Annotated in this window: 22 protein-coding genes; 14 read left to right on the plus strand and 8 right to left on the minus strand. The window is 59.4% G+C overall.

The window, feature by feature from the left end:
• The 5 genes from PL599_RS10405 to PL599_RS10425 all read right to left on the minus strand — a co-directional run bounded on the left by PL599_RS10405 (position 1) and on the right by PL599_RS10425 (position 6,592).
• On the minus strand, positions 1-1,035 hold the full coding sequence (locus tag PL599_RS10405; protein ID WP_269823979.1) for a branched-chain amino acid ABC transporter permease: 1,035 nt from the start codon (positions 1,033-1,035) through the stop codon (positions 1-3).
• A 150-nt stretch (positions 1,036-1,185) separates the two neighbouring features.
• Positions 1,186-2,334 (minus strand): ABC transporter substrate-binding protein, encoded by a 1,149-nt coding sequence (locus tag PL599_RS10410; protein ID WP_269823978.1) that lies wholly within the window; start codon positions 2,332-2,334, stop codon positions 1,186-1,188.
• A gap of 67 nt (positions 2,335-2,401) precedes the next feature.
• Complete coding sequence (locus PL599_RS10415; RefSeq protein WP_142912175.1) at positions 2,402-3,994, minus strand: acyl-CoA dehydrogenase family protein; 1,593 nt, start codon at positions 3,992-3,994, stop codon at positions 2,402-2,404.
• A gap of 4 nt (positions 3,995-3,998) precedes the next feature.
• Positions 3,999-4,760, minus strand: a complete 762-nt coding sequence (locus PL599_RS10420) for an SDR family oxidoreductase (protein ID WP_142912176.1) — start codon at positions 4,758-4,760, stop codon at positions 3,999-4,001.
• Positions 4,757-6,592 carry a feruloyl-CoA synthase gene (locus PL599_RS10425; protein ID WP_269823977.1) on the minus strand — a complete coding sequence of 612 codons (1,836 nt, stop codon included), beginning with the start codon at positions 6,590-6,592 and terminating at the stop codon, positions 4,757-4,759. The genes PL599_RS10420 and PL599_RS10425 overlap by 4 nt, the downstream gene beginning before the upstream one ends.
• A 143-nt stretch (positions 6,593-6,735) precedes the next feature.
• On the opposite strand from PL599_RS10425, the gene PL599_RS10430 reads away from it, so the two are divergent.
• Positions 6,736-7,533 (plus strand): crotonase/enoyl-CoA hydratase family protein, encoded by a 798-nt coding sequence (locus PL599_RS10430; RefSeq protein ID WP_142912178.1) that lies wholly within the window; start codon positions 6,736-6,738, stop codon positions 7,531-7,533.
• Between the two features lie 58 nt (positions 7,534-7,591).
• On the opposite strand, the gene PL599_RS10435 is transcribed toward PL599_RS10430, so the two are convergent.
• Entirely contained in the window at positions 7,592-8,512 is a 921-nt protein-coding gene (locus PL599_RS10435; protein WP_269823976.1) for a methylenetetrahydrofolate reductase, read from the minus strand.
• Positions 8,513-8,796: 284 nt separating this feature from the next.
• Here PL599_RS10435 and PL599_RS10440 point away from each other — a divergent pair, with 284 nt between their 5' ends.
• Positions 8,797-9,531 (plus strand): GntR family transcriptional regulator, encoded by a 735-nt coding sequence (locus PL599_RS10440; RefSeq protein ID WP_077982356.1) that lies wholly within the window; start codon positions 8,797-8,799, stop codon positions 9,529-9,531.
• Between the two features lie 156 nt (positions 9,532-9,687).
• The gene (ligM, locus tag PL599_RS10445) at positions 9,688-11,103 is read left to right on the plus strand and encodes a vanillate/3-O-methylgallate O-demethylase (RefSeq protein ID WP_217004722.1); all 1,416 of its coding nucleotides are present in this window, start codon (positions 9,688-9,690) and stop codon (positions 11,101-11,103) included.
• A gap of 287 nt (positions 11,104-11,390) precedes the next feature.
• Here the strand turns inward: ligM and PL599_RS10450 are convergent, their stop codons facing one another.
• Entirely contained in the window at positions 11,391-12,266 is an 876-nt protein-coding gene (locus PL599_RS10450) for an amidohydrolase family protein (RefSeq protein ID WP_077982354.1), read from the minus strand.
• A complete protein-coding gene (locus PL599_RS10455) occupies positions 12,256-12,735 on the minus strand; it encodes a MarR family winged helix-turn-helix transcriptional regulator (protein ID WP_137410256.1) in 480 nt (159 codons plus the stop codon). Before PL599_RS10455 ends, PL599_RS10450 begins: the two co-directional genes overlap by 11 nt.
• 242 nt (positions 12,736-12,977) lie before the next feature.
• On the opposite strand from PL599_RS10455, the gene PL599_RS10460 reads away from it, so the two are divergent.
• The 11 genes from PL599_RS10460 (at position 12,978) to lipA (ending at position 24,360) form a co-directional block, all read left to right on the plus strand.
• The gene (locus PL599_RS10460) at positions 12,978-13,883 is read left to right on the plus strand and encodes a VOC family protein (protein ID WP_271359059.1); all 906 of its coding nucleotides are present in this window, start codon (positions 12,978-12,980) and stop codon (positions 13,881-13,883) included.
• Complete coding sequence (kdsA, locus tag PL599_RS10465; RefSeq protein ID WP_269823975.1) at positions 13,883-14,728, plus strand: 3-deoxy-8-phosphooctulonate synthase; 846 nt, start codon at positions 13,883-13,885, stop codon at positions 14,726-14,728. Before PL599_RS10460 ends, kdsA begins: the two co-directional genes overlap by 1 nt.
• A gap of 136 nt (positions 14,729-14,864) precedes the next feature.
• Entirely contained in the window at positions 14,865-16,139 is a 1,275-nt protein-coding gene (gene eno, locus PL599_RS10470) for a phosphopyruvate hydratase (protein ID WP_077982352.1), read from the plus strand.
• A gap of 313 nt (positions 16,140-16,452) precedes the next feature.
• Positions 16,453-16,770 carry an FtsB family cell division protein gene (locus PL599_RS10475; RefSeq protein ID WP_077982351.1) on the plus strand — a complete coding sequence of 106 codons (318 nt, stop codon included), beginning with the start codon at positions 16,453-16,455 and terminating at the stop codon, positions 16,768-16,770.
• A gap of 153 nt (positions 16,771-16,923) precedes the next feature.
• Positions 16,924-17,967 (plus strand): pyruvate dehydrogenase (acetyl-transferring) E1 component subunit alpha, encoded by a 1,044-nt coding sequence (gene pdhA, locus PL599_RS10480; RefSeq protein WP_077982350.1) that lies wholly within the window; start codon positions 16,924-16,926, stop codon positions 17,965-17,967.
• A gap of 17 nt (positions 17,968-17,984) precedes the next feature.
• The gene (locus PL599_RS10485) at positions 17,985-19,406 is read left to right on the plus strand and encodes a pyruvate dehydrogenase complex E1 component subunit beta (protein ID WP_269823974.1); all 1,422 of its coding nucleotides are present in this window, start codon (positions 17,985-17,987) and stop codon (positions 19,404-19,406) included.
• Positions 19,407-19,420: 14 nt separating this feature from the next.
• Positions 19,421-20,782 carry a pyruvate dehydrogenase complex dihydrolipoamide acetyltransferase gene (locus PL599_RS10490; RefSeq protein ID WP_269823973.1) on the plus strand — a complete coding sequence of 454 codons (1,362 nt, stop codon included), beginning with the start codon at positions 19,421-19,423 and terminating at the stop codon, positions 20,780-20,782.
• A gap of 12 nt (positions 20,783-20,794) precedes the next feature.
• Positions 20,795-21,439 carry an SGNH/GDSL hydrolase family protein gene (locus tag PL599_RS10495; protein WP_142912187.1) on the plus strand — a complete coding sequence of 215 codons (645 nt, stop codon included), beginning with the start codon at positions 20,795-20,797 and terminating at the stop codon, positions 21,437-21,439.
• 57 nt (positions 21,440-21,496) lie between these two features.
• Positions 21,497-22,942, plus strand: coding sequence for a dihydrolipoyl dehydrogenase (gene lpdA / locus PL599_RS10500; protein WP_022556103.1), 1,446 nt, complete (start codon positions 21,497-21,499; stop codon positions 22,940-22,942).
• A 95-nt stretch (positions 22,943-23,037) separates the two neighbouring features.
• Positions 23,038-23,286, plus strand: a complete 249-nt coding sequence (locus tag PL599_RS10505; protein ID WP_063949028.1) for a GlsB/YeaQ/YmgE family stress response membrane protein — start codon at positions 23,038-23,040, stop codon at positions 23,284-23,286.
• 102 nt (positions 23,287-23,388) lie between these two features.
• Positions 23,389-24,360: a lipoyl synthase gene (gene lipA, locus PL599_RS10510; RefSeq protein WP_142912188.1), complete on the plus strand. Its 972-nt coding sequence runs from the start codon at positions 23,389-23,391 to the stop codon at positions 24,358-24,360.
• The last annotated feature ends 106 nt before the right edge of the window (positions 24,361-24,466 follow it).

Consider the following 24,466-nt stretch of genomic DNA (forward strand, 5'->3'; position numbering starts at 1 on the left):
TCACTCTTCCTCATGATGGCTGGCGCCGAAGGAAAGCCAGATCAGCACCGGCACGATGAGACCGAATACGATGATTTCCTTGAAATCGCTGGCGAAGAAGGACGCGAAGGCCTCAATCAGCCCGACACCGATCGCGGCAATGGCAGTAACGGGAAAGCTCGCCATGCCGCCGAGAATGGCAGCAACGAAGCCCTTGAGGCCGATCAGGAAGCCCGTGTCGTAGAAGATGGTGGTGATTGGACCGATCAGCACGCCTGAGATGGCCGCGATTGCGGCGGCAAGCACAAAGGCGGTGACACCGGTCAGTTCCGTTCGAACACCGACAAGTCGCGCGCCGAGCCGGTTGATGGCCGTTGCTTTCAGGGCCTTGCCAAGCAACGTCTTTTCGAAGAAGAAGTAGAGGCCGACCATCACGAGGATCGTCGCGAGATAGATGAAGATGCTTTGCGCGCTGACGAGCATCGGTCCAAGCGTGAAACCGGCATCGCTCAATGGCGCTGCACGCAGCCCCTCCGGACCAAAAAAGGCAAGCCCGAGGCCCATCAGCGCCAGATGCACGCCAACGGAAGCGATGAGAAGCACAAGCACGGAGGCGTCGGCAAGCGGTCGGTAGGCGATACGATAGACGTAATATCCCATCGGGCCGATGATGGCGATGGTGATGAGGGCGCGCAGGAACGATGGCAGCTGCATGGGAGCCAGAATGGCGACCAGCCCATAGATCAGACCCGGGAGCGCAAGGTTGATGGCCATCGCGCGCAGCAGCGGCGAAAGGCGCATGCCCCGCCGCATTCCCCAAAGGTCGAGAACGAGGGCCACAGCGCCCATGCACAACAGCAGCTTCAGCGTGCCAGGCACGCGCCCGGCATCGAGCAGCGCCAGCGTCAGCGCGCCATGGGCGACAAACTCACCTTGCGGAATGAAGATCACCCGGGTGACGGCGAAGACCAGAACGATAGCGAGCCCCAGCAGCGCGTAGATCGCGCCATTGGTGACGCCGTCCTGGATCAGGAATGTGGCAATAGTCGCGTCCAAAATGCACCCTTTGGTTTGGCTCTCGGTAAGGCGTGACGAATAGTTCAAGTGCAGGCGATCCGGGGCCGGTTTCGCCACGGCACGCGGCGTTTTCCCTCGTGGGGTAGGCCGGGGAGACAGGCTCCCCGACGGTTTTTCCAGTCCCGCGGATTATTTATCGTCGGGCAGCAGTACGAACTTTCCGTCTTTCGCCGTCAGCAGCACGACGCCCCGCTGGTCGAGGCCATAATGATCGTCGGCCGTGAATTCGTAGACACCGTGCGTGGCGTTATACGGCCCGTTTGTTTCGATGGCATCGCGCAGTGCCATGCGGAATTCGGGCGTGCCGGGCTTTGCCTTCTTGAGCGCAACCGGAACGGCCTTCTTGAGAATCACCATCACATCCCAGACATGCGAGCCGAACTGGGTTCGGGCGTTTGCGCCGAACTTGGCCTCGAGAGCCTTGAGATAGGCAAGGCCCTGTTCCTTGGTGGGCGAGCTATCCAGTTGATCTTCCGCGACCATGACCGGGCCGGAGGAAAACACGGTGTTCTCAACGGCCTTGCCGGCGATCCGCAGGAAATCGAAGGTGACTGCACCCGAAACGACATAAATCTTGCCCTTGAAGCCGCGTTCGCGCACGCCGATCTGGGGCAGGGCGGCACCCGTGCCCGATGCGCCGATGAAGACGGCATCCGGACGTGCGGCAAGCGATTTCAGTACCTGGCCGGAAACAGAGGTGTCGGCGCGGGCATAACGCTCCTCCGCAACCAGTTCGAGACCATAGTCCTTACCCGTGGTCTTCAGCGCATCGACCCACTGCTGGCCGTAGGAATCGGCAAAACCAATAAAGGCGACACGTTTGATACCGTCCTTCTGCATGCGGGCGAACATGCTCTTCACCAGGACGGTGGAGAACTGCGGCATGACGAAGTTCCATTTCTTCGCGGCCGTTGGCGGTATTGGCGAGAGCGCGAAATGCGGCACTTCCGTCTCATTCGCCACGCCTGCGACAGCAATCGCGGCCGGCGTGAGGGCGGAACCGACGATGACATCCACCTTGTCGTCACTGGCGAAGCGACGCGCATTGGTGGTTGCAACCGAGGGATCACCGGCATCGTCGAGCAGGATGACCTTCAGCTTTTCACCGTCGATTTCGGACGGCCACAATTCGATCGACTGTTTGAGCGGTATACCCAGCGCAGCGCCCGGTCCGGTCGTGGGTATGGTCACACCAATGGTGATATCGGCGAAAGCCGAGCCTGCCGTCATCGTCAGGGCAACAGCCGTTGCCATCCATGTCATTATACGCTTTTTCATTGTCTCTCCTCCCAATGAGCGGACGTTCACGAACGCCCGGAAAATGCATTTCAATATATTGTCGAGATCAGGCCGCTTCTCCCGCCGTCGATTGCTGCAGCGCTGAAACGGCCTCCACCCGAACAGCCAGCCAGGCGGCGAAAGCGTCCCATGCGGCGTTCAGATAGGCGTTGGCCTGCCAGAGGCCCGCCTCAGGCTGATCCGCGAGTGCGGCCATGCGCTGGCTCTCGGCCTCGAACGCGTTAAGCGTTGCCTCCGCGGCTCTTGCTGTTGCAGCCGGACAATTGGCGAGATCCTCGCGGGCGCGTTTCAGAAAAACGTCGAGGCCTTTTCCGCCTTCTCGCCACAGCCGACGGGTCAGAAGGTCGATGGCCTGCATGCCGGTGGTGCCTTCGTAAATGGTCATCACGCGCGCATCGCGCAGATATTGCTCCAGTGGCCATTCCCGCGTGTAACCCGCCCCGCCCAAGATCTGTATGGCCTGATTGGAGACTGTGAAGCCGGCATCCGCGCCGAAATTCTTGACGAGCGGCAAGAGCCAGCGCGACAGCGCCTGCAAATCGTCGCGCAAATTCTCGTCCGGCTCAAGGCGCGCGAGGTCCATGACGGTGGCAAGTTCGAGCGTTGCAGCACGCAGGGTTTCCGTGCGCAGCCGTGCCTCTTCGAGCTGGCGGCGAACATCGGGATGGTGTGCGATCGGGATGGCCGGTTTTGCCGGATCGCCACCCTGGTGACGCTCCTGCGCGTAGCTCTCCGCAATGTCGATGGCGGCCGAGGCGAGTCCCAGCCCCTGACATCCCGTTTGCAGGCGCATCAACTCGATCATTGCAAACAGCTGGGCAAGACCGCGTCCCTCCTCGCCGAGTAAAATGCCGCGCGCAGCTTCAAAGCGCAGGGCGCAGGTGGGCGAGCCGTGCAGGCCCATCTTTTCCTCGATGCGGTCAACGCTGATGCCGTTACGTTGCCCGTCGATTTCATCGGGCACAAGAAACAGGCTGAGGCCGCGTGTCCCGGTTTCCTCACCTGTACGGGCAAGCAGACAGTGGCAGATACGGGTCGACATGTCGTGATCGCCGAAAGATATCCAGATTTTCGAACCGGTGATGCGCCACGCACCGTCTCTCAAGGCAGCGCGGCTGCGCAGCCGCGCGAGATCAGAACCGGCATCCGGCTCGGAGATGCAGATGGTCGCCGCCCATTCGCCGCGTGCAAGATACGGAACCCATTCCTTCGCAACGGCATAATCCGCCACCTCGGCGATCAAATGGCAGGCCGCACGGGTAGACCCGGAGGCCATCATCAACGCCACACAGCCGCGTTCGAAAAGCGGTGCACAGGCGGTCTGGATCGAAAGCGGCAGGCCCTGGCCACCGAAGCGTTCCGGCACGTCCATGGCGAGCCAGCCATTGCCTGCATGCTGGCTGAAAGCATCACCGAAACCGTCGGGAACAAGAACGCGGCCATCGACGACAGTACAGCCCTGACGATCAGCCGCTGTGTTCAGCGGCGCAAGAACGGTTTCAGCAAAGCGCGCCGCTTCATCGAGAACGGCCTCTACGAGAGCATCGTCACAATCGCCGCGAATCGACTGGATACGACGCCAGCCCGGCGTTGCTTTCAGAAGCTCTAATGTGCTTGTCGCCTGCGTTGAAAAACTCATCGCATCACCGCGGCTGCATGCGGATCGCGCCATCCAGACGGATGACTTCGCCGTTCATGTAATCGTTTTCGATAAGAAACCGGACCGCGTCGGCGAATTCGGCGGGATCGCCGAGCCGGGACGGATGGGGTATCTGGCTCGCAAGGCTTTCCTGAACTTCCTGTGGCAAACCCTGAAGCAGGGGCGTCATAAAAATGCCCGGCGCGACGGTGTTGACCCGAATGCGGAAGCGGGCAAGTTCACGCGCCGCGGGCAAGGCCAGTGAAACGATGCCGCCTTTCGATGCCGCATAGGCTGCCTGTCCGACCTGACCTTCGAAGGCGGCAACCGAGGCGGTATTGACGATCACGCCGTTGTCTGCGCCGTCCATCGGCTCGGTCTGCGCCATACGGGCGGCGGCAAGCCGCATCATATTGAACGTACCGATCAGGTTGACGCGGATAACCTTTTCGAAATCACCAAGCGTCTGAGGGCCTTCGCGCCCGAGAATGCGGCCGGCCGTGCCCACCCCCGCACAATTGACGAGAATGCGAAGCCCGCCCTTGGCGGAGGCTGCCGCGTTGATCGCGAGCTGCGCATCGGCATCGCTTGCCACATCGCCCTGAACGGCCGTAGCGCCGATTTCCGTCGCCAGTTTCTGGCCGGCTTCGCCGTTACGGTCAAAGATGGTGACCGCAGCCCCACGCGCCGCGAGCATTCTGGCCACTGCCGCGCCAAGGCCCGATGCCGCGCCTGTCACAAGAGCGCCTGCGCCTTCGATGTTCATGCTGCCACCTCTTTGCTGACCGTGATGACCTGGGGCGTATCGCCGTAGAGTGCGTCGACCAAATCCCTGCGATGCAGAAGCACGGCACGCTGGTTGATCGACCCCTTGTCGGTCACCTCACCCTTTTCGAAGCGAAGCGGGTCTTCGATGACCAGAAGGCGCATGATGCGACTTGCCGAACCGCTTGCCTGTTTCTGGTGAGCGGAAAGCCTTGCGGCAATCTGGACCCTGACATTGGGATGCTGGATGATCTCTGCATCGGACAGCTGATGCGAGCCCGGAACAAGCTCGCGCAAGGCCGGCATGAAGGGAACGACGAGCGCCCCCAGTTCAGAGCGGTTTTCGCCGGTTATGACGGCGTCACGGATGAGGCCCGAAAACATGTTGACGAATTGAGCACGCAAAGGCCCGACCGCAACCCAGGTGCCTGTCTGTAGCTTGAAATTCTCGGCCATGCGGCCATCGAAATAAAACCCCCGGCGCGGATCGTCAGGAACTGCGAACTTCACGGTATCGCCGATGCGGTAGAAGCCCTCCTTATCAAAAGCGGCTGCCGTCAGTTCGGCGTTACGCCAGTAACCCGGCGTGATATTGGGGCCTTTCAGCCTCAGCTCATATCGATCATCGACCGGCACGAGCTTCATTGTCACGCCCTGCGCCGGGATGCCGATATTGCCGGGTTTATCCTGCGGTTCGGTGCAGAACAGCGAGAAGGGGGCGGTTTCCGTCGAGCCGAGGCCGGCACCCATCGGAACCGCATGGCCGACCGTCGCAACCGAAAGCTCGATCAGCGCATCCCAGGTGTGCTGGGCCATGCCGGCGCCGGCATACATCAGCAATTTCAGGTCACGAAAGAAGGTGCGGCACAGCGCCTCGTCCTTACGCATCGCCTGAACCAGCATCTCGTGGCCAGCGGGAACGTTGAAATACCAGGTAGGAGAAACGTCGCGCAGATTATCGATGGTCTGGCCGATCAGGGCAGGGCTCGGCTTGCCGCGGTCGATGTAATAGGTGCCGCCATTATAGATGACGAGGTTGAAAACCTTGTTGCCGGCCGCCGTATGGTTCCACGGCGCCCAGTCAACGACCACGGGCGGCTCATCGCGAAAATAGGCATAACAGTCGGCAATCATCTCCTGATTGGAGCACAGCATCCGCTGTGTCTGGATGACGGCTTTGGGCGAACCGGTGGTGCCTGATGTGAAAAGGAATTTGGCGACGGTATCCGGGCCGACCGAATCGAAGGCCTGATCCACCGTCTGCGTGGGTACGGTCTCGAGCAACGCGTCGAACCGAAATGTGTTGGGATGATCTTCCGGCAGATTGCTGAGGCCGACGAGCGGCGTGCCGTCATCGAACACCTCTTGCAGCGCGCGGTGGAACGGTGCCGCATCCTCGGCAAAAACCATTCCGGGTGTGATCTGCCTGCGGATATCGTGAAGCTTGCCGAGATCGGACGAGGTTGCATAGGCCGGGGTGATCGCCGCCGAGGCAATGCCGACATGCTGGGCCGCAAGCACCATCAGCGCATGCTCGATGGAGTTTTCCGAAAGCACCAGAAGCGGCTTTTCGACCGAGAGATCCTTGTCGAGCAGGAACTGGGCGATACGGCGGACCTTGTCGAGGGCCTGCGCATAGCTGACCTCGCGCCACGGCTCACGCCCCTGTCGATCCGCCATCCAGGTGCGATCAGGCGTTGTCACCGCCCAGTGAATGAGGCGCTCATTGAGTTTGCGCGGGTAGGGGCCAAGCGGATCGTTCCGCCAGATCATGATCTCGCCGTTCGGCCGCTTCTCCCATGCGACATCGGGCGACCAAAGCTTCACCTTCATCGTCACGACCTCCTCCCAGACGTCATTCACGCGACCATGCAAATAATCTTTTGTCAAAAAAATGATTACAAGAAAATAATATCCTTGTAAACAAAATGCGGAAAGTTAATTGTACATTTGCCTGGACTATCGGAGACGTCGCCATGAGCGAAAAAACGACAGACGAATTCGTCACCTATGAATTGCGCGGCGACATCGCCTTTGTGGGGCTGAACCGGCCGCAAAAACGCAACGCCATCAGCGACCGTTTCGTTGAAGCCATTGCCGGTGCCGCGGCGAGGGCGGAAAATGAAGCGCGCGCTGCCGTTATCTTCGGGCATGGCGATCATTTTTGCGCCGGGCTCGATCTTGGCGAGCATATTTCCAAGACGCCGATTGAAGGTGTGCGCGGCTCGCGCCGCTGGCATGCCGTCTTCTCGCAGATCGAACATGGCACCATTCCCTGGGTGTCGGCGCTGCACGGCGCCGTGGTCGGCGGCGGACTGGAGCTTGCGGCCTCCACCCATCTGCGCGTTGCCGATGAGAGCGCCTTTTTTGCCCTTCCAGAGGGGCAGCGCGGCATTTTCGTCGGAGGCGGCGGGTCGGTGCGCATCGCCCGACTGATGGGCGTTGCCCGCATGAGCGACATGATGCTGACGGGCCGCGTTGCCTCGCCTGTCGAAGCCGAGCGATGGAACCTCGTGCAATATGTGGTGCCGCGCGGTGAGGCATTAGTCAGGGCGCACCAGCTGGCCACCGCGGCCGCGTCCAATGCGCAGCTGTCGAACTATGCGGTAATCAATGCGCTTCCCCGTATCCAGGATATGGCCAAGGAAGACGGATTGTTCGTGGAATCCTTCATTTCCTCTTTCACGGCAGCCAGCCCCGAAGCCGAGGAGCGCCTGCGCGCCTTCCTTGAAAAGCGTGCTACGAGGCTGAAAGCGCCGGATGCGACGGCCTGATCTGTTCGAAAGGGCGATCACGTCGCAACAGGGCAATGTCGCCTGAAGAGATGTTTTCTCAGGCGACATGGGCGAAAGTCCTTGATGATGTATGCTTCTTCATCCACTCAGCGGCAGGTGTAATGCCACCCAGCGGGAAGATATGAACTTGCTCGATCAGGCTGTCCGGATGAGCCGCCTTATGGGCAACGAGCCCCGCGATGACATCGGTCGGCTCATAGGGAACGAAAAGCCTCGAAAGATCGAGCGCTCGCTTCTGCAGCACCTTCAGGGACGGCCCAACACCGCAGGCGACGGCGAATTTGATCAACGTCTGCAGCTTGGTCGGGCCGGCAACGCCGACATGGATCGGGATCGTGACGCCCATCGCGCGGATCCGCGTCGCCCATTCCGTGACGACATCGGCATCGAAGGCGAACTGCGTGGTCAAAGCGAGCCGGGCGTCTGTCCGGTCGGCAAAATTCTGCTTCCACAGCAGGGCTTGATCGACAGCGCGGGATGAGCCGTCGGGATCGATGTCGCGATTGCCCTCGGGATGACCGGCCAGATGAAGGTGCGTGAAGCCCATCTCGTCAAAAAGGCCGGTTTCGATCATGTCGATCGAGCTCGAGAAGCTTCCGATCGCTTCTTTCTGGCCGCCGCCGAGCAGCAGGGCCTGCGTCACGCCGGCCTCGCCCCGATAGCGCTTCAGCCATTCCTCCAGATCGCTTTTCCCCCCGATGCCCCGGGCCGGAATGTGCGGTATGACCGGAAAGCCTTCATGGTGCAGGCGTTTTGCGGTCGATATCATGTCGGCAATCGGCGTGCCCTCTATGTGGGCGATATAAACCCGCGTTCCCTCAGGCAGAATATCTCTGAAGTTGCCGATCTTTGCAGCCGTGCGTGGCATGACCTCGATTGACCAGCCGCTCACTATGTCGCCGGCCGTAACCGTGTGTTCCACCGAAGCCTGATTCTCCCAGAAACTTGACCATCCCATCGCTTTCTCCCTTAGCGAGGTCTGATTATGTATACATGAGGTTCGCTGGTTCAATCGAAAATTTGCCAAATACCCAAAATATTGATCTTCTCCGCTTCGTTGATTAGTGTAAATGAATACACTGATCGGGTCTGTAGCGGGATTCCAATCGCTTAATGAAAACCTTGTGCTGTCCTGTTTGATTGAGACCCATGGCGAAGATTGTGTCTCGCAACGATCGGGAGGCGGTGTATACATCGCAGAACAGGTGCTGCGACGCGATGGCGGCAGGTTGGAGGGGTGGCATGAAGCAGGGCGATGCGGCAACACATGGCGGTCGGGCGGTGATCGAACTCAGGGAGAAGATTCTGAGTGGCGAGCTTCCAGGAGGTATGCGGCTCTTTGAGGTGCCGACCGCCGAACTTCTGGATATTTCCCGCACGCCCGTACGCGAAGCGCTTTCACGCCTGACGGAGGAAGGGTTGCTCAACCGTCTGCCGGGCGGCGGGTTTGTCGTGCGTCGGTTCGGTTTTGCGGACGTCGTGGATGCCATTGAAATTCGAGGTGTTATGGAGGGCACGGCGGCCCGGCTGGCTGCGGAACGTGGCGCCTCCAGGGGGGCGCTTGAGGAGATTGGCCACACGATACGCGAGCTGGATCTATGCTTCGGCGACCGTGTCGATGACGTCGATTTCGATCGCTATTCCGCGCTCAATCAGGTGTTTCACCATCAGCTTGCGGCGCTCTGCGGCAGCGAGATGATTCGCCGTGAGGTGGAACGGGCAAGTTCGCTGCCTTTTGCTTCCCCCTCCGCTTTTCTCCCCGACAAGGCGAATATCGGCGCGTTTCGCCGTTCGCTAAGGGGTGCGCAGGAGCAGCACAAGGCAATCGTGGCGGCCATTGCTGCGCGGGAGGGCGCACGTGCGGAGGCGATCGCGCGGGAGCATTCCCGCACAGCGCGCACCAATCTTGAATACATGATCCGCGAAGCGCCTGAATTGATCGCGCAGATGCCGGGTCTGGCGCTGATCAGCGACTAAGCCCCGGAGAACGCGGGAATTATGAGGGCGGCCCCTTGCGGAGCCGCCTTTATTTTTGCCGATGCGCTCGTAAAGGACGAAATTTTCCGCTTGCAATTTATCAATGCCCGGCGTTTCTATGTATACATAGACGCGATTTCCAGGGAGGAGATTAGAATGGCGAATTCCAGTCTGACCGAGGTTTTGAAGCAATATCCGAACCCGGTTGAAATGCTTCGAAACTCAAAAATTGGCATGTATGTATACCCTGTCGTTGCCGGAGAGTTCAGCAATTGGCGCTCCGAGCAGGCTGCCTGGCGCGATGGCGCGGTCCTGTTTGACCAGTCCCATCATATGGATGAGCTGATCGTCGAAGGCCCCGACGCCGAAAAATTTCTCGCCCATCACGGCATCAACTCTTTCTCGAATTTCGATCTCAATCGCGCCAAGCACTTCGTGCCGGTCACGCCTGATGGCCACGTCATCGGCGACCACATCATTTTCCGTGAGCGCCAGGATAAGTTCATTCTCGTCGGCCGTGCGCCGACCTCCAGCTGGCTGATGTTCTGCGCGGCCTATGGCAAGTGGAACGTTCGCATCAAACACGATCCTCGGTCCCCGTCGCGGCCGGAAGGCGAGCGCGTGCTGCGCACCCATTACCGCTATCAGATACAGGGCCCCGATGCGCCGAAAGTTTTCGAGAAATTGAACCGCGGCCCTATCCCGGACATCAAGTTCTTCCACGTCGACTGGATCAATATCGGCTCCAAGAAGGTGCAGGCGTTGCGCCACGGCATGTCTGGCGCGCCAGGCCTCGAGGTCTGGGGACCCTATGAGGACAAGAGCTACATCCTCTCCTGCATTCTGGCCGCGGCCAACGAAGCCGGCGTCAATCTCGTGCGTTGCGGCAGCCGCGCCTATTCCACCAACACGCTTGAATCGGGCTGGATCCCGTCGCCACTGCCGGGCATCTACACCGGCGACGGCATGTTGAAGGACTATCGCGACTGGCTGGGCGCCGATAGCTATGAGGCGACGGGTGCGATCGGCGGCAGCTTCGTTTCCGATAATATCGAGGATTATTACGTTAACCCGTTCGAGCTGGGTTACGACTTCTATATTGGTTGGAAAAAAGACGACTTCATCGGCAAGTCGGCGCTGGAGATCATGAAAGGCAAGACGCAGCGCAAGAAGGTCACCTTCGAGTGGAACGCCGAAGATGTGGTGGATGTCATCGCATCCGCGTTCCGTCCGGGCGAAGACCATTACAAATGGATCGACTTCCCGCAGGCCAATTACGCTTCGACCGGAGCAGATATCATCTTGAAGGGGGGCAAGCAGGTCGGCATGTCGATGTTCACCGGCTACTCGTATAATGAGCGCTGCATGCTCTCGCTTGGTATCGTCGATAACGATATTCAGGTCGGCGACGTTCTCACCCTTGTCTGGGGAGAGCCGAACGGCGGTTCTGGCAAGACCTCGACGGAGCGCCACAAGCAGAAAGAAATCCGTGTCCGCGTCTCGCCGACGCCTTATGCGGCCGAAGCACGTGACAATTACGCGGACAGCTGGCGTACCAAAAAAGCGTCCTGACAGGTTCGGGTAGCGCCGTGCAGATGACGCGGCGGACCCGGCGAAGGGCCGGTAAACGCGCGTCAGTGGGTTTTGCAGCCCGAGGACGCGGACAACGAGATGGAGCCGGAGCCGTGAGGCTTCCAGTTTTTTCGTTAGAAACGCTTGAGCTCATGAAGAAGGCCTGCCGGAAACGGTGGGCCTTTGTCTTTTGGCGATGATTGCCGACGCCTTCCGAGCGCTTATTCGTGCAAACGATAGCCCCGGTTCAAAACCGAGGCCCATAAAATGACAGTAGTCCTTAAGGTCTAGAGCTTCAGCAGCCTTTTTGCGTTTTCCTTGAGGATCAGCGGACGAACCTCGTCTTTTATCGGAATATTGGCGAAATCGTTGAGCCAGCGCTCCGGCGTCATCGCCGGCCAGTCCGATCCGAACAGCATCTTATGTTTCAGCAGCGAATTGGCATATTGCACCAGGATCGGCGGGAAATACTTTGGCGACCAGCCCGACATGTCGATGTAGACATTCGGCTTATGGGTGGCGACGGAGAGCGCTTCTTCCTGCCAGGGGAAGGAGGGGTGTGCGAGAATGATCGGCATGTCGGGGAAATCGACCGCGACGTCATCGAGATGGATGGGATTTGAAAACTTCAGCCGCATTGCCATGCCGCCGCGTAAGCCCGCGCCGACGCCCGTCTGCCCGGTGTGGAAAAGCGTGATTGCGCCTTCCTCGGCGATGGCTTCATAAAGCGGGTAGGCCATGCGGTCGTTGGGGTAAAAGCCCTGCATCGTCGGGTGAAACTTGAAGCCTTTCACCCCGAAGTCACGCACCAGACGCCTCGCTTCGCGCGCTCCGGCCTTTCCCTTGGCGGGGTCGATCGACGCGAAAGGGATCATGATGTCGCTGTTGTCGGCAGCGATCTTCGCCACCTCTTCATTTTCATATCGGCGAAAACCGGTTTCCCGTTCCGCATCGACCGGAAAAATCACGCAGCCGATTTTACGCTCGCGATAATAGGCGGCTGTTTCCTGCACGGTCGGCAACATGCCCTTGTGGCCGGCGGGGTTCTTGAAATATTTCGCCATACCCGCCTGAAATTCATCATAACCGTCGTCGCGGGGGCCGCAGCACGGCTCCTCGGCATGAGTATGCACATCTATGGCGACGAGTTCATCAATATTCACGGCCTGTTTCTCCCAAGTTCATGCCCAGAAATTTATGTAGCAGGGCGATGAACTGATCGCGCTCGGCCGTGGTCAGGCCCGCGCCGAGCGTCGCCTCGTGCGAAAAGAACCACTCGCTCTCCTTGCGCACATGCGCCACGCCTTCCGCCGAAAGCGTCAGTTCGATGGCCCGGCGATCGTCATCGGGAACACGGCGGGTTACCAGGCCCCTGTCTTCGAAAGCACGGATCAGTTTGGTCATGTGCGCGCGCTTGATCATCAGTCGCTGGCCGAGCGCCGTCTGACGAATGCCGGGGTTATGCATGATGACGAAAAGCACGGAGAATTCCCCCGGCCGCATGCCCGAATCCCCGAGCGCCGTGAAGAAATCGTCATAGGTCTTGAGCTGGGCGAGGCGGATGAGGAAACCAAGCGCCGTCTCCAGCCGGTCGATATTGACGTCAGTCGCCCTGCGGGGGAGTTGATCCATGTTATTCCCGTTTCATGCTTTGCCAGAGGTAAACCGTTTCTCTCAAGTGGAGCACGGCCGCCCGCATCATATCCCCCACATAAAGCCTCTTCAAACCCAGTAAGTCGACGATAAAATCTATATATAGATTGTTTACAAGTCAACAATTATGCCTGATGCACACATGGAAGGAGTTCGAGATAACGTCTATTGTTCCGAGCCGACCATTTGCCTCTTCATCCTCGCCGTGCTTTTCTGGCCCGATGGATTTCCCAGCTGCGGAGGCCGTTCAGTTGAACCCTTATCCCGTTGATCATCTTGTCCTGCCCGTTGCCCACATTGATGTCGCCACGGCGCGCCTGGCAAACCTCGGTTTCACAGTTGCGCCTCAGGCGATCCATCCGTTCGGCACGATGAATGCGTGCGTCTTCTTCGCGGACGGCACCTATCTTGAACCGCTTGCTGTTCATGATCCGGCTAAGTATCGTGAATCAGTGGGGAATGGCGATGTATTCACCCGCCGGGATCGCGACTTCAGGGCAAGCCACGGAGAAGGTTTCTCCGCCCTTGTCGCTGGAACGAAAGACGCCTTTGACGATCATCAGCGGTTTATCTCCGCAAACTTATCCGCCGGCGATATTTTCGAATTTTCGCGACCCGTGCAGATGCCCGACGGATCGAGAAGCGAAGCCTCGTTTCGATTGGCGTTTGCGGCAAGCGGATCTGCTGCGGTTTTTTTTATGTTCAGTTGCCAGCGGATCAAGGCCCTGCCGGGTGACCGGTCAGCGTTGGAGCGCCATGCCAACGGCGTCACAGGGCTTTCAGAAATCATCCTGATCCCAGGCGCGGATGCGAGGGCAGGGGCGCTGGCCGAGGCGGTGTTTGGTTTTTCATCCACCTTGTCCCCCAGCGGCGACAGAACGTTTGCGACGGCAAATGCCGCAATAAGATTGACGGAAAAACCTGCCTTCGGCGACGCATCCATAGATGCGTCCAGCCAAAGCGCAGGCGGATTGCGCGGCGCGGGCATCGTCTTTTCCGTTCGCGATCTTGCCGTGACAGCGGCGGTGCTTGCTGCTAATGGCGTTTCCAGCATGGAAGCGGGCGGTCGTCTGGTGGCGCCCGTAGCACCGGGTCAGGGCGTTGCCTTCGCCTTCGAGGAAAAATGATGAGCGTTACGAACAATCTCAAAGTCACCGCCGGCGACGGCGACAGCAAGGTCTCCTTCTGCAACAGCGAGCGTTTTTCGCTGATTGCCGGCCCCTGCCAGATGGAAAGCCGCGACCATGCCTTCATGATCGCCGGTGTACTCAAGGAACTCTGCGATAAGCTGGGTATAGGCCTCGTTTACAAATCCTCCTTCGACAAGGCGAACCGCACCTCGCTTTCCGGCAAGCGCGGCATCGGCCTTGATAGCGCGATGCAGGTTTTCGCCGATCTCAAGAAGGAGTTCGGTTTTCCCGTTCTGACCGACATCCACACGGAAGAGCAATGCGCCATCGTTTCCGAAGTGGTTGATGTGCTGCAGATCCCGGCCTTCCTCAGCCGCCAGACCGATCTTCTCGTCGCTGCCGCCAAGACCGGCCGCGTCATCAATGTCAAGAAAGGTCAGTTCCTTGCCCCCTGGGACATGAAGAACGTGCTGGCCAAGCTGAATGAAAGCGGCAACCCGAATGTGATGTTGTGCGAGCGCGGCGCGTCCTTCGGTTACAACACGCTGGTTTCCGACATGCGCTCGCTGCCGATCATGGCTTCGCTCGGTGCACCTGTCATCTTTGATGCAACCCATTCGGTCCAGCAGCCGGGCGGGCAGGGCGGCTCCACGGGCGGCCAACGCGAATTCGTCGAGACTTTGGCGCGGGCGGCGGTTGCTGTCGGCGTAGCAGGCCTCTTCATCGAAACCCATGAGGACCCGGACAACGCGCCGTCCGACGGCCCCAACATGGTGCATTTGAAGGACATGCCGAAACTGCTTGAAAAGCTCCTCGCCTTCGACGCCATCACCAAAGCCTGAGATTGTGCGTTTGGTTTGTGCCAATCGATTTTAATGGCGGGCGCTCCGTTTCTGCCGCCCGCCGTCATTGTAATTTCTTCGTCATCGTCTAAGACAGGCGACGGAAAATATCTGTTCCATTCCCAAGGGAGAGACCATGACTGCCATTACCGATATCATCGCGCGCGAAATTCTCGACAGCCGCGGCAACCCGACCGTCGAAGTCGATGTTTACCTCGAAGACGGCTCCATGGGCCGTGCGGCCGTTCCTTCCGGCGCCTCCACCGGCGCGCATGAGGCGGTTGAGCTGCGCGATGGCGGCAAGCGTTATCTCGGCAAGGGCGTGGAAAAGGCTGTTGAAGCCGTCAACACGGAAATCTTCGACGCCATCGGCGGCTTCGATGCTGAGAACCAGATCCAGATCGATCAGATGATGATCGCGCTCGACGGCACGCCGAACAAGTCGCGCATCGGCGCCAACGCCATCCTCGGCGTTTCGCTCGCCATTGCCAAGGCTGCCGCTGAAGCCTCCGGCCTGCCGCTTTATCGTTATGTCGGCGGCCCGAACGCGCATCTGCTGCCGGTTCCGATGATGAACATCATCAACGGCGGTGCCCATGCCGATAACCCCATCGATTTCCAGGAATTCATGATCCTGCCGGTTGGCGCGGAAAACATCCGCGAAGCCGTGCGCATGGGTTCTGAAGTGTTTCATACGCTGAAGAAAGAATTGGCTGCCCAGGGTCACAACACCAATGTCGGCGACGAGGGCGGTTTCGCACCGGGTCTCGAAAGTGCACCGGCCGCGCTCGATTTCATCATGAAGTCGATTGAAAAGGCCGGTTACCGTCCGGGCGACGACATGTTCGTCGGTCTTGACTGTGCCTCGACCGAATTCTTCAAGGACGGAAAATACGTTCTCGAAGGTGAAGGCCGCACTCTGGAGCCAGGCGCTATGGCGGAATATCTGGCGGAACTCGTCGCCAAATATCCGATCATTTCCATTGAAGACGGCATGGCCGAAGACGATTGGGAAGGCTGGAAGACGCTGACCGATCTCATCGGCAACAAGTGCCAGCTCGTCGGCGACGATCTCTTCGTCACCAACTCTGCGCGTCTTCGTGACGGTATCAAGATGGGCGTTGCAAACTCCATCCTCGTCAAGGTCAACCAGATCGGTTCGCTCTCCGAGACGCTGGATGCGGTCGAAACCGCACACAAAGCCGGTTACACCGCCGTTATGTCGCACCGTTCGGGCGAAACCGAAGATTCCACCATCGCCGATCTCGCGGTCGCCACCAATTGCGGTCAGATCAAGACCGGCTCGCTTGCCCGTTCTGACCGGCTCGCAAAGTACAACCAGCTGATCCGCATCGAGGAAATGCTGGGCCCGCAGGCTGCTTACGCCGGTCGTTCGATCCTGCGCGGTTAATTCGCCCTCATTTTGAGGGAGGTCGTTACTGCCCGTGACGGGATTGGTATCAGGCCTGGCAACACATTCGACGTCATCCTCGGCCTTGTGCCGAGGATCTGCCAACGTCTCGTCAATTCGATACGTTGCAGATGCTCGGGACAGGCCCGAGCATGACGAAGGAGAGTTTGACGGTCTCATCTCCCTCTTAAGCCTGCCTTCCGGCGGGCTTTTTCATGCCGATGCGCCGATTGGAATTTAAGGTCAACGGATAGTTAAACAATCCGCTTTAGTCTTGAGACTCACGTTATGCGTTTTAAGGCTTCTCTCCGGCATGTGGACCAGACATCATAAAAAGAGACGATTCGGCCGTTTGATCGTTCCGGCCATCACGATCGCTTTTCTTTCCTACTTCGGATATCATTCCATCCACGGTGACTTCGGCCTGCAGGCGACGGAGCGGCTGGAGCGGCAGCGTATTACTCGTACTGCCGAGCTTCAAAAGCTTACGCAGGCGCGTGTGGCACTGGAGCGGCAGGTGGAATTGCTGAGTGACGGTTCGCTGGAACGGGATATGATCGACGAGATTTCGCGTTACCAGCTGAATATGTCCCGAACGGACGAAATCGTCATCATGAACGCATATTTCTGATTAACCGAAATCGAGTTAATTTAACATTTGTGATTTATTCACAGCATCTTAGCGTGAATATGTGCCATGCGTTTAAAGCATTGCTGCATGGCATTTTCTTGCATATGGTACGCGCCACTCTATCCATTCAAATGGCAACTCAGGGAGGGATGAATGGCGCCGCGAAAACCAGCGACCGTATCCGGCCGCAAGACCACGGCAAAGGCTGCAACCGAATTCACCGGCAAGAACAGCCCCGACTTCTCCAAGGAAGACGAACTTCACGCCTACCGTGAAATGCTGCTCATCCGCCGCTTCGAGGAAAAGGCCGGCCAGCTCTACGGTATGGGCTTTATCGGTGGTTTCTGTCACCTCTACATCGGCCAGGAAGCCGTTGTCGTCGGCATGCAGATGTCGCAGAAGGAAGGCGATCAGGTCATCACCGCTTATCGTGACCACGGCCATATGCTGGCTCTGGGCATGAGCGCGCGTGGCGTCATGGCCGAATTGACCGGCCGTCGCGGCGGCCTGTCGAAGGGCAAGGGCGGCTCGATGCATATGTTCTCGAAAGAGAAACATTTTTACGGCGGCCATGGCATCGTTGGTGCGCAGGTTTCGCTTGGAACCGGTCTCGCATTCGCCAACAAATATCGCGGCAACGACAACGTCTCCGTGACCTATTTCGGTGACGGTGCGGCCAACCAGGGTCAGGTCTACGAGAGCTTCAACATGGCTGCCCTCTGGAAACTGCCGATCATCTATATCGTCGAGAACAACCGTTACGCCATGGGCACCTCGACCGCCCGCGCTACCGCCCAGTCGAACTATTCGCTGCGTGGCCAGTCCTTCGGCATTCCCGGCGTTCAGGTGGATGGCATGGATGTGCGTGCCGTCAAGGCCGCCGCCGATCAGGCGCTGGAACATTGCCGTTCCGGCAAGGGCCCGATCATTCTGGAAATGCTGACCTACCGTTACCGTGGTCACTCCATGTCCGACCCGGCGAAATATCGTTCCAAGGATGAAGTGCAGAAGATGCGCTCCGAACATGACCCGATCGAGCAGGTCAAGGCACGGCTTCTGGAGCAGGGCTGGGCAAGCGAAGACGAATTGAAGGCCATCGACAAGGATGTCCGTGATATCGTTGCCGACAGCGCCGACTTCGCCCAGAACGACCCCGAGCCGGATGTATCCGAGCTCTACACCGACATTCTGCTCTGATCGGGAAAGGGAAACCCATGCCTGTAGAAATTCTTATGCCTGCCCTTTCCCCGACCATGGAGGAAGGCACGCTTTCCAAGTGGCTTAAAAAGGAAGGCGACAAGGTCACCTCCGGCGACGTGATTGCCGAAATCGAGACCGACAAGGCGACCATGGAAGTGGAAGCCGTCGATGAAGGCGTTATCGGCAAGCTGCTGATCGATGCCGGCACCGAAGGCGTCAAGGTCAATACGCCGATCGCCGTTCTGATCCAGGAAGGCGAAAGCGCCGACGACATCTCTTCCTCTGCCAAGAAGGAAGAGCCGAAGGCTGAAGCTGCAAATTCCGGGTCTGATGCCGCCGGCGGCAAGACCCGCGAAGCGGCCGAAGAGCCGAGCGCTGCCAAGGAATCCGCCAAGGTTCCGGCAGCCCCGAAGATCGAAGTCGCTGCCGATCCGGATATTCCTGCCGGTACGGAAATGGTGATGACGACCGTGCGTGAAGCGCTGCGCGACGCCATGGCCGAAGAAATGCGCGCCGACGAAAAAGTCTTCGTCATGGGTGAAGAAGTCGCCGAATATCAGGGTGCCTACAAGATTACCCAAGGCCTGTTGCAGGAATTCGGCGAGCGCCGCGTCATCGACACCCCGATCACCGAGCACGGTTTTGCCGGTATCGGTGTCGGCGCTGCGATGACAGGGCTGCGCCCCATCGTCGAATTCATGACCTTCAACTTCGCCATGCAGGCGATCGACCAGATCGTCAACTCGGCTGCGAAGACGCTTTATATGTCGGGCGGCCAGATGGGCGCGCCGATGGTATTCCGTGGTCCGTCCGGTGCTGCTGCCCGCGTTGGCGCGCAGCACTCGCAATGTTACGCCGCATGGTACAGCCATATTCCGGGTCTTAAGGTCGTCATGCCTTACACGGCAGCCGACGCCAAGGGTCTCCTGAAGGCAGCTATCCGCGATCCGAACCCGGTCATTTTCCTTGAGAATGAAATTCTCTACGGTCAGAGCTTCGAAGTGCCGAAGCTCGATGATTTCGTGCTGCCGATCGGCAAGGCGCGTATTCACCGCAAGGGCAAGGATGCGACCATCGTTTCCTTCGGCATCGGCATGACCTATGCCATCAAGGCGGTTGCGGAACTCGAAAAGCTCGGCATCGATGTCGAACTGATCGACCTGCGCACCATCCGCCCGATGGACCTGCCCACCGTCATCGAATCGGTCAAGAAGACCGGTCGCCTGGTCACGGTCGAGGAAGGTTTCCCGCAGTCATCGGTCGGTGACTTCATTGCCAACCAGGTCATGCGCGCCGCTTTCGATTATCTCGATGCGCCGATCCTGACGATCGCCGGCAAGGATGTTCCGATGCCTTACGCGGCAAACCTCGAAAAGCTGGCTCTGCCGAACGTCGATGAAGTCGTTCAGGCCGTCAAAACCGTCTGCTACAAGTAAGGGGAGGCGTTTCGATGCCGATAAACATCACCATGCCTGCCCTTTCTCCGACGATGGAAGAGGGCAATCTGGCCAAGTGGCTGGTCAAGGAAGGCGACAAGGTCGCACCCGGTGACGTGATCGCCGAGATCGAGACCGACAAGGCAACCATGGAAGTGGAAGCTGTCGACGAGGGCACCGTTGCCAAGCTGGTCGTTCCGGCCGGCACCGAAGCCGTCAAGGTCAATGCCCTCATTGCAATCCTCGCCGCTGATGGCGAGGATGTGGCCGAGGCGGCAAAGGGCGGCGATGCCGCGCCTGCCAAGGCGGAAGTTCCGAAGCAGGAAGCTGCCAAGGCCGAAGCGCCGAAGGAAGAAGCTGCGCCGGCCAAGGCTGAAAAGCCGGCGGCCGATCAGGCAGCGGCACCTTCCACCCCGGCCCCGGTTTCCAAGTCCGGCGAGCGCATCTTCGCGTCGCCGCTTGCACGCCGTCTCGCCAAGGAAGCGGGTCTGGACCTTTCGGCCGTCTCCGGTTCCGGCCCGCATGGCCGCATCGTCAAGACCGACGTGGAAAAGGCTGCCGCTTCCGGCGGTGCAAAGGCTGCGCCGGGCGCGGCTGCCGCATCCGCGGGCGCACCGGCTCCCGCACTTGCCAAGGGCCAGTCGGACGAAGCGGTGCTCAAGCTGTTCGAAGAGGGCTCCTACGAGCTCGTGCCGCATGACGGCATGCGCAAGGTCATTGCCAAGCGTCTGGTCGAATCCAAGCAGACGGTTCCGCATTTCTACGTTTCGGTCGATTGCGAACTGGATACGCTTCTGGCACTGCGCGCCCAGCTCAACGCCGCTGCTCCTGAAAAGGATGGCAAGCCGGTCTACAAGCTGTCGGTCAACGACATGGTCATCAAGGCGCTCGCCTTGGCGCTGCGTGACGTGCCTGACGCCAACGTCTCCTGGACCGAAAGCGCCATGGTCAAGCACAAGCACTCGGATGTCGGCGTTGCCGTTTCCATTCCGGGCGGCCTGATCACGCCAATCATCCGCAAGGCGGAAGAGAAGTCGCTCTCCACCATCTCCAACGAGATGAAGGACTACGGCAAGCGCGCCAAGGAGCGCAAGCTGAAGCCCGAGGAGTATCAGGGCGGCACGACCGCCGTGTCCAACATGGGCATGATGGGCGTCAAGAGCTTCTCCGCCGTCATCAACCCGCCGCATGCCACCATTCTGGCGGTTGGCGCGGGCGAACAGCGGGCAGTCGTGAAGAACGGCGAGATCAAGATCGCCAATGTCATGACGGTCACGCTTTCCACCGACCACCGCTGCGTCGATGGCGCGCTCGGAGCCGAGCTGATCGGTGCGTTCAAGCGCTACATCGAAAACCCGATGGGTATGCTGGTTTGATCGGAGAGTAAGATGGTGAAATCGGTCCTCTGCTTTGGCGATTCCCTCACCTGGGGATCAAATGCGGAAACGGGTGGCCGGCACAGCCATGACGATCTTTGGCCGAGCGTCCTGCAAAAGGCGCTCGGTCCTGATGTGCATGTGATCCACGAAGGTCTAGGCGGTCGCACCACCGCTTATGACGACAACACCGCCGATTGCGACCGCAACGGCGCGCGGATTCTTCCGACATTGTTGCACAGCCATGCGCCGCTGGATCTCGTGATTATCATGCTTGGCACAAACGATATGAAGCCGGCGATCCATGGGTCGGCGATTGTTGCCATGAAGGGCGTGGAGCGGCTTGTGAAACTCACGCGCAACCACATCTGGCAGGTGGCCGATTGGGAGGCGCCTGATGTGCTGGTCGTCGCCCCGCCGCAACTTTGCGAAACGGCCAACCCCGTGATGGGCGCGATCTTTCGCGATGCGATCGATGAATCAGCAATGCTCGCGTCCGTTTACCGCGATCTCGCCGACGAGCTCGATTGCGGCTTCTTCGATGCGGGTTCCGTGGCCCGGACGACGCCGGTGGATGGCGTCCATCTCGATGCTGAAAACACGCGGGCCATCGGGCGAGGGCTGGAGCCCGTCGTCCGCATGATGCTCGGACTTTAGGAACAATTCCCGGTCGTGGCGCTGCTCCCGACCCGATAGGACAAGGCAGGATTTCCAATGGCTCAATCTTATGACGTCATCATCATCGGTTCGGGACCGGGCGGTTACATTGCCGCGATCCGCGCAGCCCAGCTCGGCATGAAGGTTGCCGTCGTCGAGCGCGAGCATCTGGCCGGCATCTGCTCCAACTGGGGCTGCATTCCGACCAAAGCGCTGCTGCGCACCGCCGATGTCATGCACACCGCCACCCATGCCAAGGATTACGGCCTGACGCTGGAGGGCTCGATCAAGCCGGACGTGAAGGCCATCGTCGCGCGCTCGCGCGGCATTGCCGCTCGCATGAACAACGGCGTCGGTTTCCTGTTCAAGAAGAACAAGGTCGATATCATCTGGGGTGAAGCCAAGATCACCAAGCCGGGCGAGATCGTCGTCGGCAAGTCCACCAAGCCGGTGGTTCAGCCGCAGGGTCCGGTTCCGAAGAACACGCTGGGCGAGGGCACTTACACTGCCAAGCACATCATCGTCGCGACAGGTGCGCGCCCGCGCGCGCTGCCCGGCATCGAGCCCGATGGCAAGCTGATCTGGACCTATTTCGAGGCGATGAAGCCGGAAGAAATGCCGAAGTCGCTGCTCGTCATGGGCTCGGGCGCCATCGGCATCGAGTTCGCCAGCTTCTACCGCACCATGGGCGTCGACGTGACCGTCGTTGAAATCATGAGCCAGGTCATGCCGGTTGAAGATGCGGAAATCTCCACCTTCGCCAAGAAGCAGCTCGAAAAGCAGGGCATGAAAATTCATCTGGAGACCAAGGTTTCCAAGGTGGAGAAGGGCGCGAACTCTGTCACCGCGACGCTCGAGAAGAAGGACGGCTCTTCCGAGAAGATCACCGCCGACCGGATGATTTCCGCCGTTGGCGTCGTCGCCAATATCGAAGGTATCGGCCTTGAGGCTGCCGGCGTGAAGACGGATCGCGGCTTCATCGTCATCGACGGTTACGGCAAGACTAACGTGCCGGGCATCTATGCCATCGGCGACGTCGCCGGTCCGCCGCTGCTCGCCCACAAGGCGGAGCACGAGGCTGTCATCTGCGTCGAAAAGATCGCCGGTCTGCCGAATGTACACCCGATGGACAAGCTGAAGATCCCCGGCTGCACCTATTGCAACCCGCAGGTTGCCTCGGTTGGCCTCACCGAAGCCAAGGCAAAGGAACAGGGGCGCGACATCCGCGTCGGCCGTTTCTCCTTTGCGGCGAACGGCAAGGCTGTCGCGCTCGGCGAAGATCAGGGCATGGTCAAGACCATCTTCGACAAGAAGACCGGCGAGCTGCTCGGCGCGCATATGGTGGGCGCTGAAGTCACCGAACTCATCCAGGGCTTCGTCGTCGCCATGAATCTGGAGACGACAGAAGAAGATTTGATGCACACGATCTTCCCGCATCCGACCATTTCGGAGTCGATGAAGGAAAGCGTGCTCGACGCCTATGGGCGTGTGCTCAACGCATAAGCGCCGCGTGATGCCCGGCATTGTCTAACCTTGCCGGGTGTCCCATATGTCTCGATGCAGCCTTAAGGCGGGCTGTTGTTTCAGGGAGCGTGGGAATGGAAAGTGTAGGCTGGATTGCAGCAATCATCATCGGCGGCCTCGCCGGCTGGCTTGCGGGCAAGCTCATGGACATGCGTTTCGGCATTTTCATGAACATCGTGCTTGGTATTGTCGGTTCGGTCGTCGCTGTCGCCGTGCTGCGAACCTTCGATGTTTTCGTGCAGGATAGCAGGCTCGGTTATTTCGTGACGTCGTTCCTTGGTGCAAGCCTGTTGCTGTTCATGGCAAAGCTCGTGCGGCGCTGACAAGGCTTCGTGACCGGAAGGGGCTTACGCTTTTTCTGGAATTGTTCTAAAGCATCGCACCAAAGATGTCTGGATCGCCAAGGGCGATGGAAGCAGGTTTTTATGGTCACTATTCTCGACAGGACGTCGTCCGACGAAAAGCGTATCCGCCACCCGGAAAAGGCGCACAAGCCCGATACCGAGGTCATGCGCAAGCCGGAATGGATTCGCGTCAAGGCGCCGACCTCCAAGGGCTATCACGAGACGCGCGAGCTGGTGCGTAGCCACAAGCTGGTAACAGTGTGCGAGGAAGCCGGCTGTCCGAATATCGGCGAATGCTGGGACAAGAAACACGCAACCTTCATGATCATGGGTGAGATTTGCACCCGTGCCTGCGCCTTCTGCAACGTCGCCACCGGCAAGCCCAATCCGCTTGACATGGACGAGCCCGAGAACGTCGCTAAGGCCGTCAGACAGATGGGGCTCAGCCACGTCGTCATTACCTCGGTGGACCGTGACGATCTCGCCGATGGCGGTGCTGAACATTTCGAAAAGGTCATCTGGGCGATCCGCGCCGCCTCTCCGACGACGACCATCGAAATCCTCACGCCCGACTTCCTGAAGAAGCCCGGCGCGCTGGAGCGTGTCGTGGCCGCCAAGCCCGACGTCTTCAACCATAACATGGAGACCGTTCCCGGCAATTACCTCACCGTTCGCCCCGGCGCGCGTTATTTCCATTCCGTGCGTCTATTGCAGCGGGTCAAGGAACTGGACCCGACCATGTTCACCAAGTCCGGCATCATGGTCGGCCTCGGTGAAGAGCGTAACGAAGTGCTGCAGTTGATGGACGACCTGCGCAGCGCCGACGTGGATTTCCTGACCATCGGTCAATATCTGCAGCCGACCCGCAAGCACCACAAGGTCGAGGCATATGTTACGCCGGAGGAATTCAAGTCTTACGAGACGGTGGCCTATACCAAGGGCTTCCTGATGGTCTCTTCCAGCCCGCTGACCCGCTCTTCCCACCATGCCGGCGACGATTTCGAACGCCTGCGCGCGGCCCGCGAAAAGAAGCTGCTGGCTGCTGCTGAGTAGGCAGGGGTAGTTTGGCTGGATTGCCCGGCAAGGGCGCAATCTCTCGCCTTCGTCATCCTCGCCCTTGAGGCGAGGATCCATTGGCCACCACCAAGGTGGATCCTCG

It is taken from the genome of Agrobacterium sp. ST15.16.055 (genome assembly GCF_027956555.1).
GTDB lineage: Bacteria > Pseudomonadota > Alphaproteobacteria > Rhizobiales > Rhizobiaceae > Agrobacterium > Agrobacterium salinitolerans.

Bases quoted from the DNA above. Each gene is read 5' to 3' on its own strand.
- PL599_RS10410 (WP_269823978.1), bottom strand. From the start codon at position 2,334: ATGAAAAAGCGTATAATGACATGGATGGCAACGGCTGTTGCCCTGACG.
- PL599_RS10415 (WP_142912175.1), bottom strand. From the start codon at position 3,994: ATGAGTTTTTCAACGCAGGCGACAAGCACATTAGAGCTTCTGAAAGCA.
- PL599_RS10420 (WP_142912176.1), bottom strand. From the start codon at position 4,760: ATGAACATCGAAGGCGCAGGCGCTCTTGTGACAGGCGCGGCATCGGGC.
- PL599_RS10425 (WP_269823977.1), bottom strand. From the start codon at position 6,592: ATGAAGGTGAAGCTTTGGTCGCCCGATGTCGCATGGGAGAAGCGGCCG.
- PL599_RS10430 (WP_142912178.1), top strand. From the start codon at position 6,736: ATGAGCGAAAAAACGACAGACGAATTCGTCACCTATGAATTGCGCGGC.
- PL599_RS10435 (WP_269823976.1), bottom strand. From the start codon at position 8,512: ATGGGATGGTCAAGTTTCTGGGAGAATCAGGCTTCGGTGGAACACACG.
- PL599_RS10440 (WP_077982356.1), top strand. From the start codon at position 8,797: ATGAAGCAGGGCGATGCGGCAACACATGGCGGTCGGGCGGTGATCGAA.
- ligM (WP_217004722.1), top strand. From the start codon at position 9,688: ATGGCGAATTCCAGTCTGACCGAGGTTTTGAAGCAATATCCGAACCCG.
- PL599_RS10455 (WP_137410256.1), bottom strand. From the start codon at position 12,735: ATGGATCAACTCCCCCGCAGGGCGACTGACGTCAATATCGACCGGCTG.
- PL599_RS10460 (WP_271359059.1), top strand. From the start codon at position 12,978: ATGGATTTCCCAGCTGCGGAGGCCGTTCAGTTGAACCCTTATCCCGTT.
- kdsA (WP_269823975.1), top strand. From the start codon at position 13,883: ATGAGCGTTACGAACAATCTCAAAGTCACCGCCGGCGACGGCGACAGC.
- eno (WP_077982352.1), top strand. From the start codon at position 14,865: ATGACTGCCATTACCGATATCATCGCGCGCGAAATTCTCGACAGCCGC.
- PL599_RS10475 (WP_077982351.1), top strand. From the start codon at position 16,453: ATGTGGACCAGACATCATAAAAAGAGACGATTCGGCCGTTTGATCGTT.
- pdhA (WP_077982350.1), top strand. From the start codon at position 16,924: ATGGCGCCGCGAAAACCAGCGACCGTATCCGGCCGCAAGACCACGGCA.
- PL599_RS10485 (WP_269823974.1), top strand. From the start codon at position 17,985: ATGCCTGTAGAAATTCTTATGCCTGCCCTTTCCCCGACCATGGAGGAA.
- PL599_RS10490 (WP_269823973.1), top strand. From the start codon at position 19,421: ATGCCGATAAACATCACCATGCCTGCCCTTTCTCCGACGATGGAAGAG.
- PL599_RS10495 (WP_142912187.1), top strand. From the start codon at position 20,795: ATGGTGAAATCGGTCCTCTGCTTTGGCGATTCCCTCACCTGGGGATCA.
- lpdA (WP_022556103.1), top strand. From the start codon at position 21,497: ATGGCTCAATCTTATGACGTCATCATCATCGGTTCGGGACCGGGCGGT.
- PL599_RS10505 (WP_063949028.1), top strand. From the start codon at position 23,038: ATGGAAAGTGTAGGCTGGATTGCAGCAATCATCATCGGCGGCCTCGCC.
- lipA (WP_142912188.1), top strand. From the start codon at position 23,389: ATGGTCACTATTCTCGACAGGACGTCGTCCGACGAAAAGCGTATCCGC.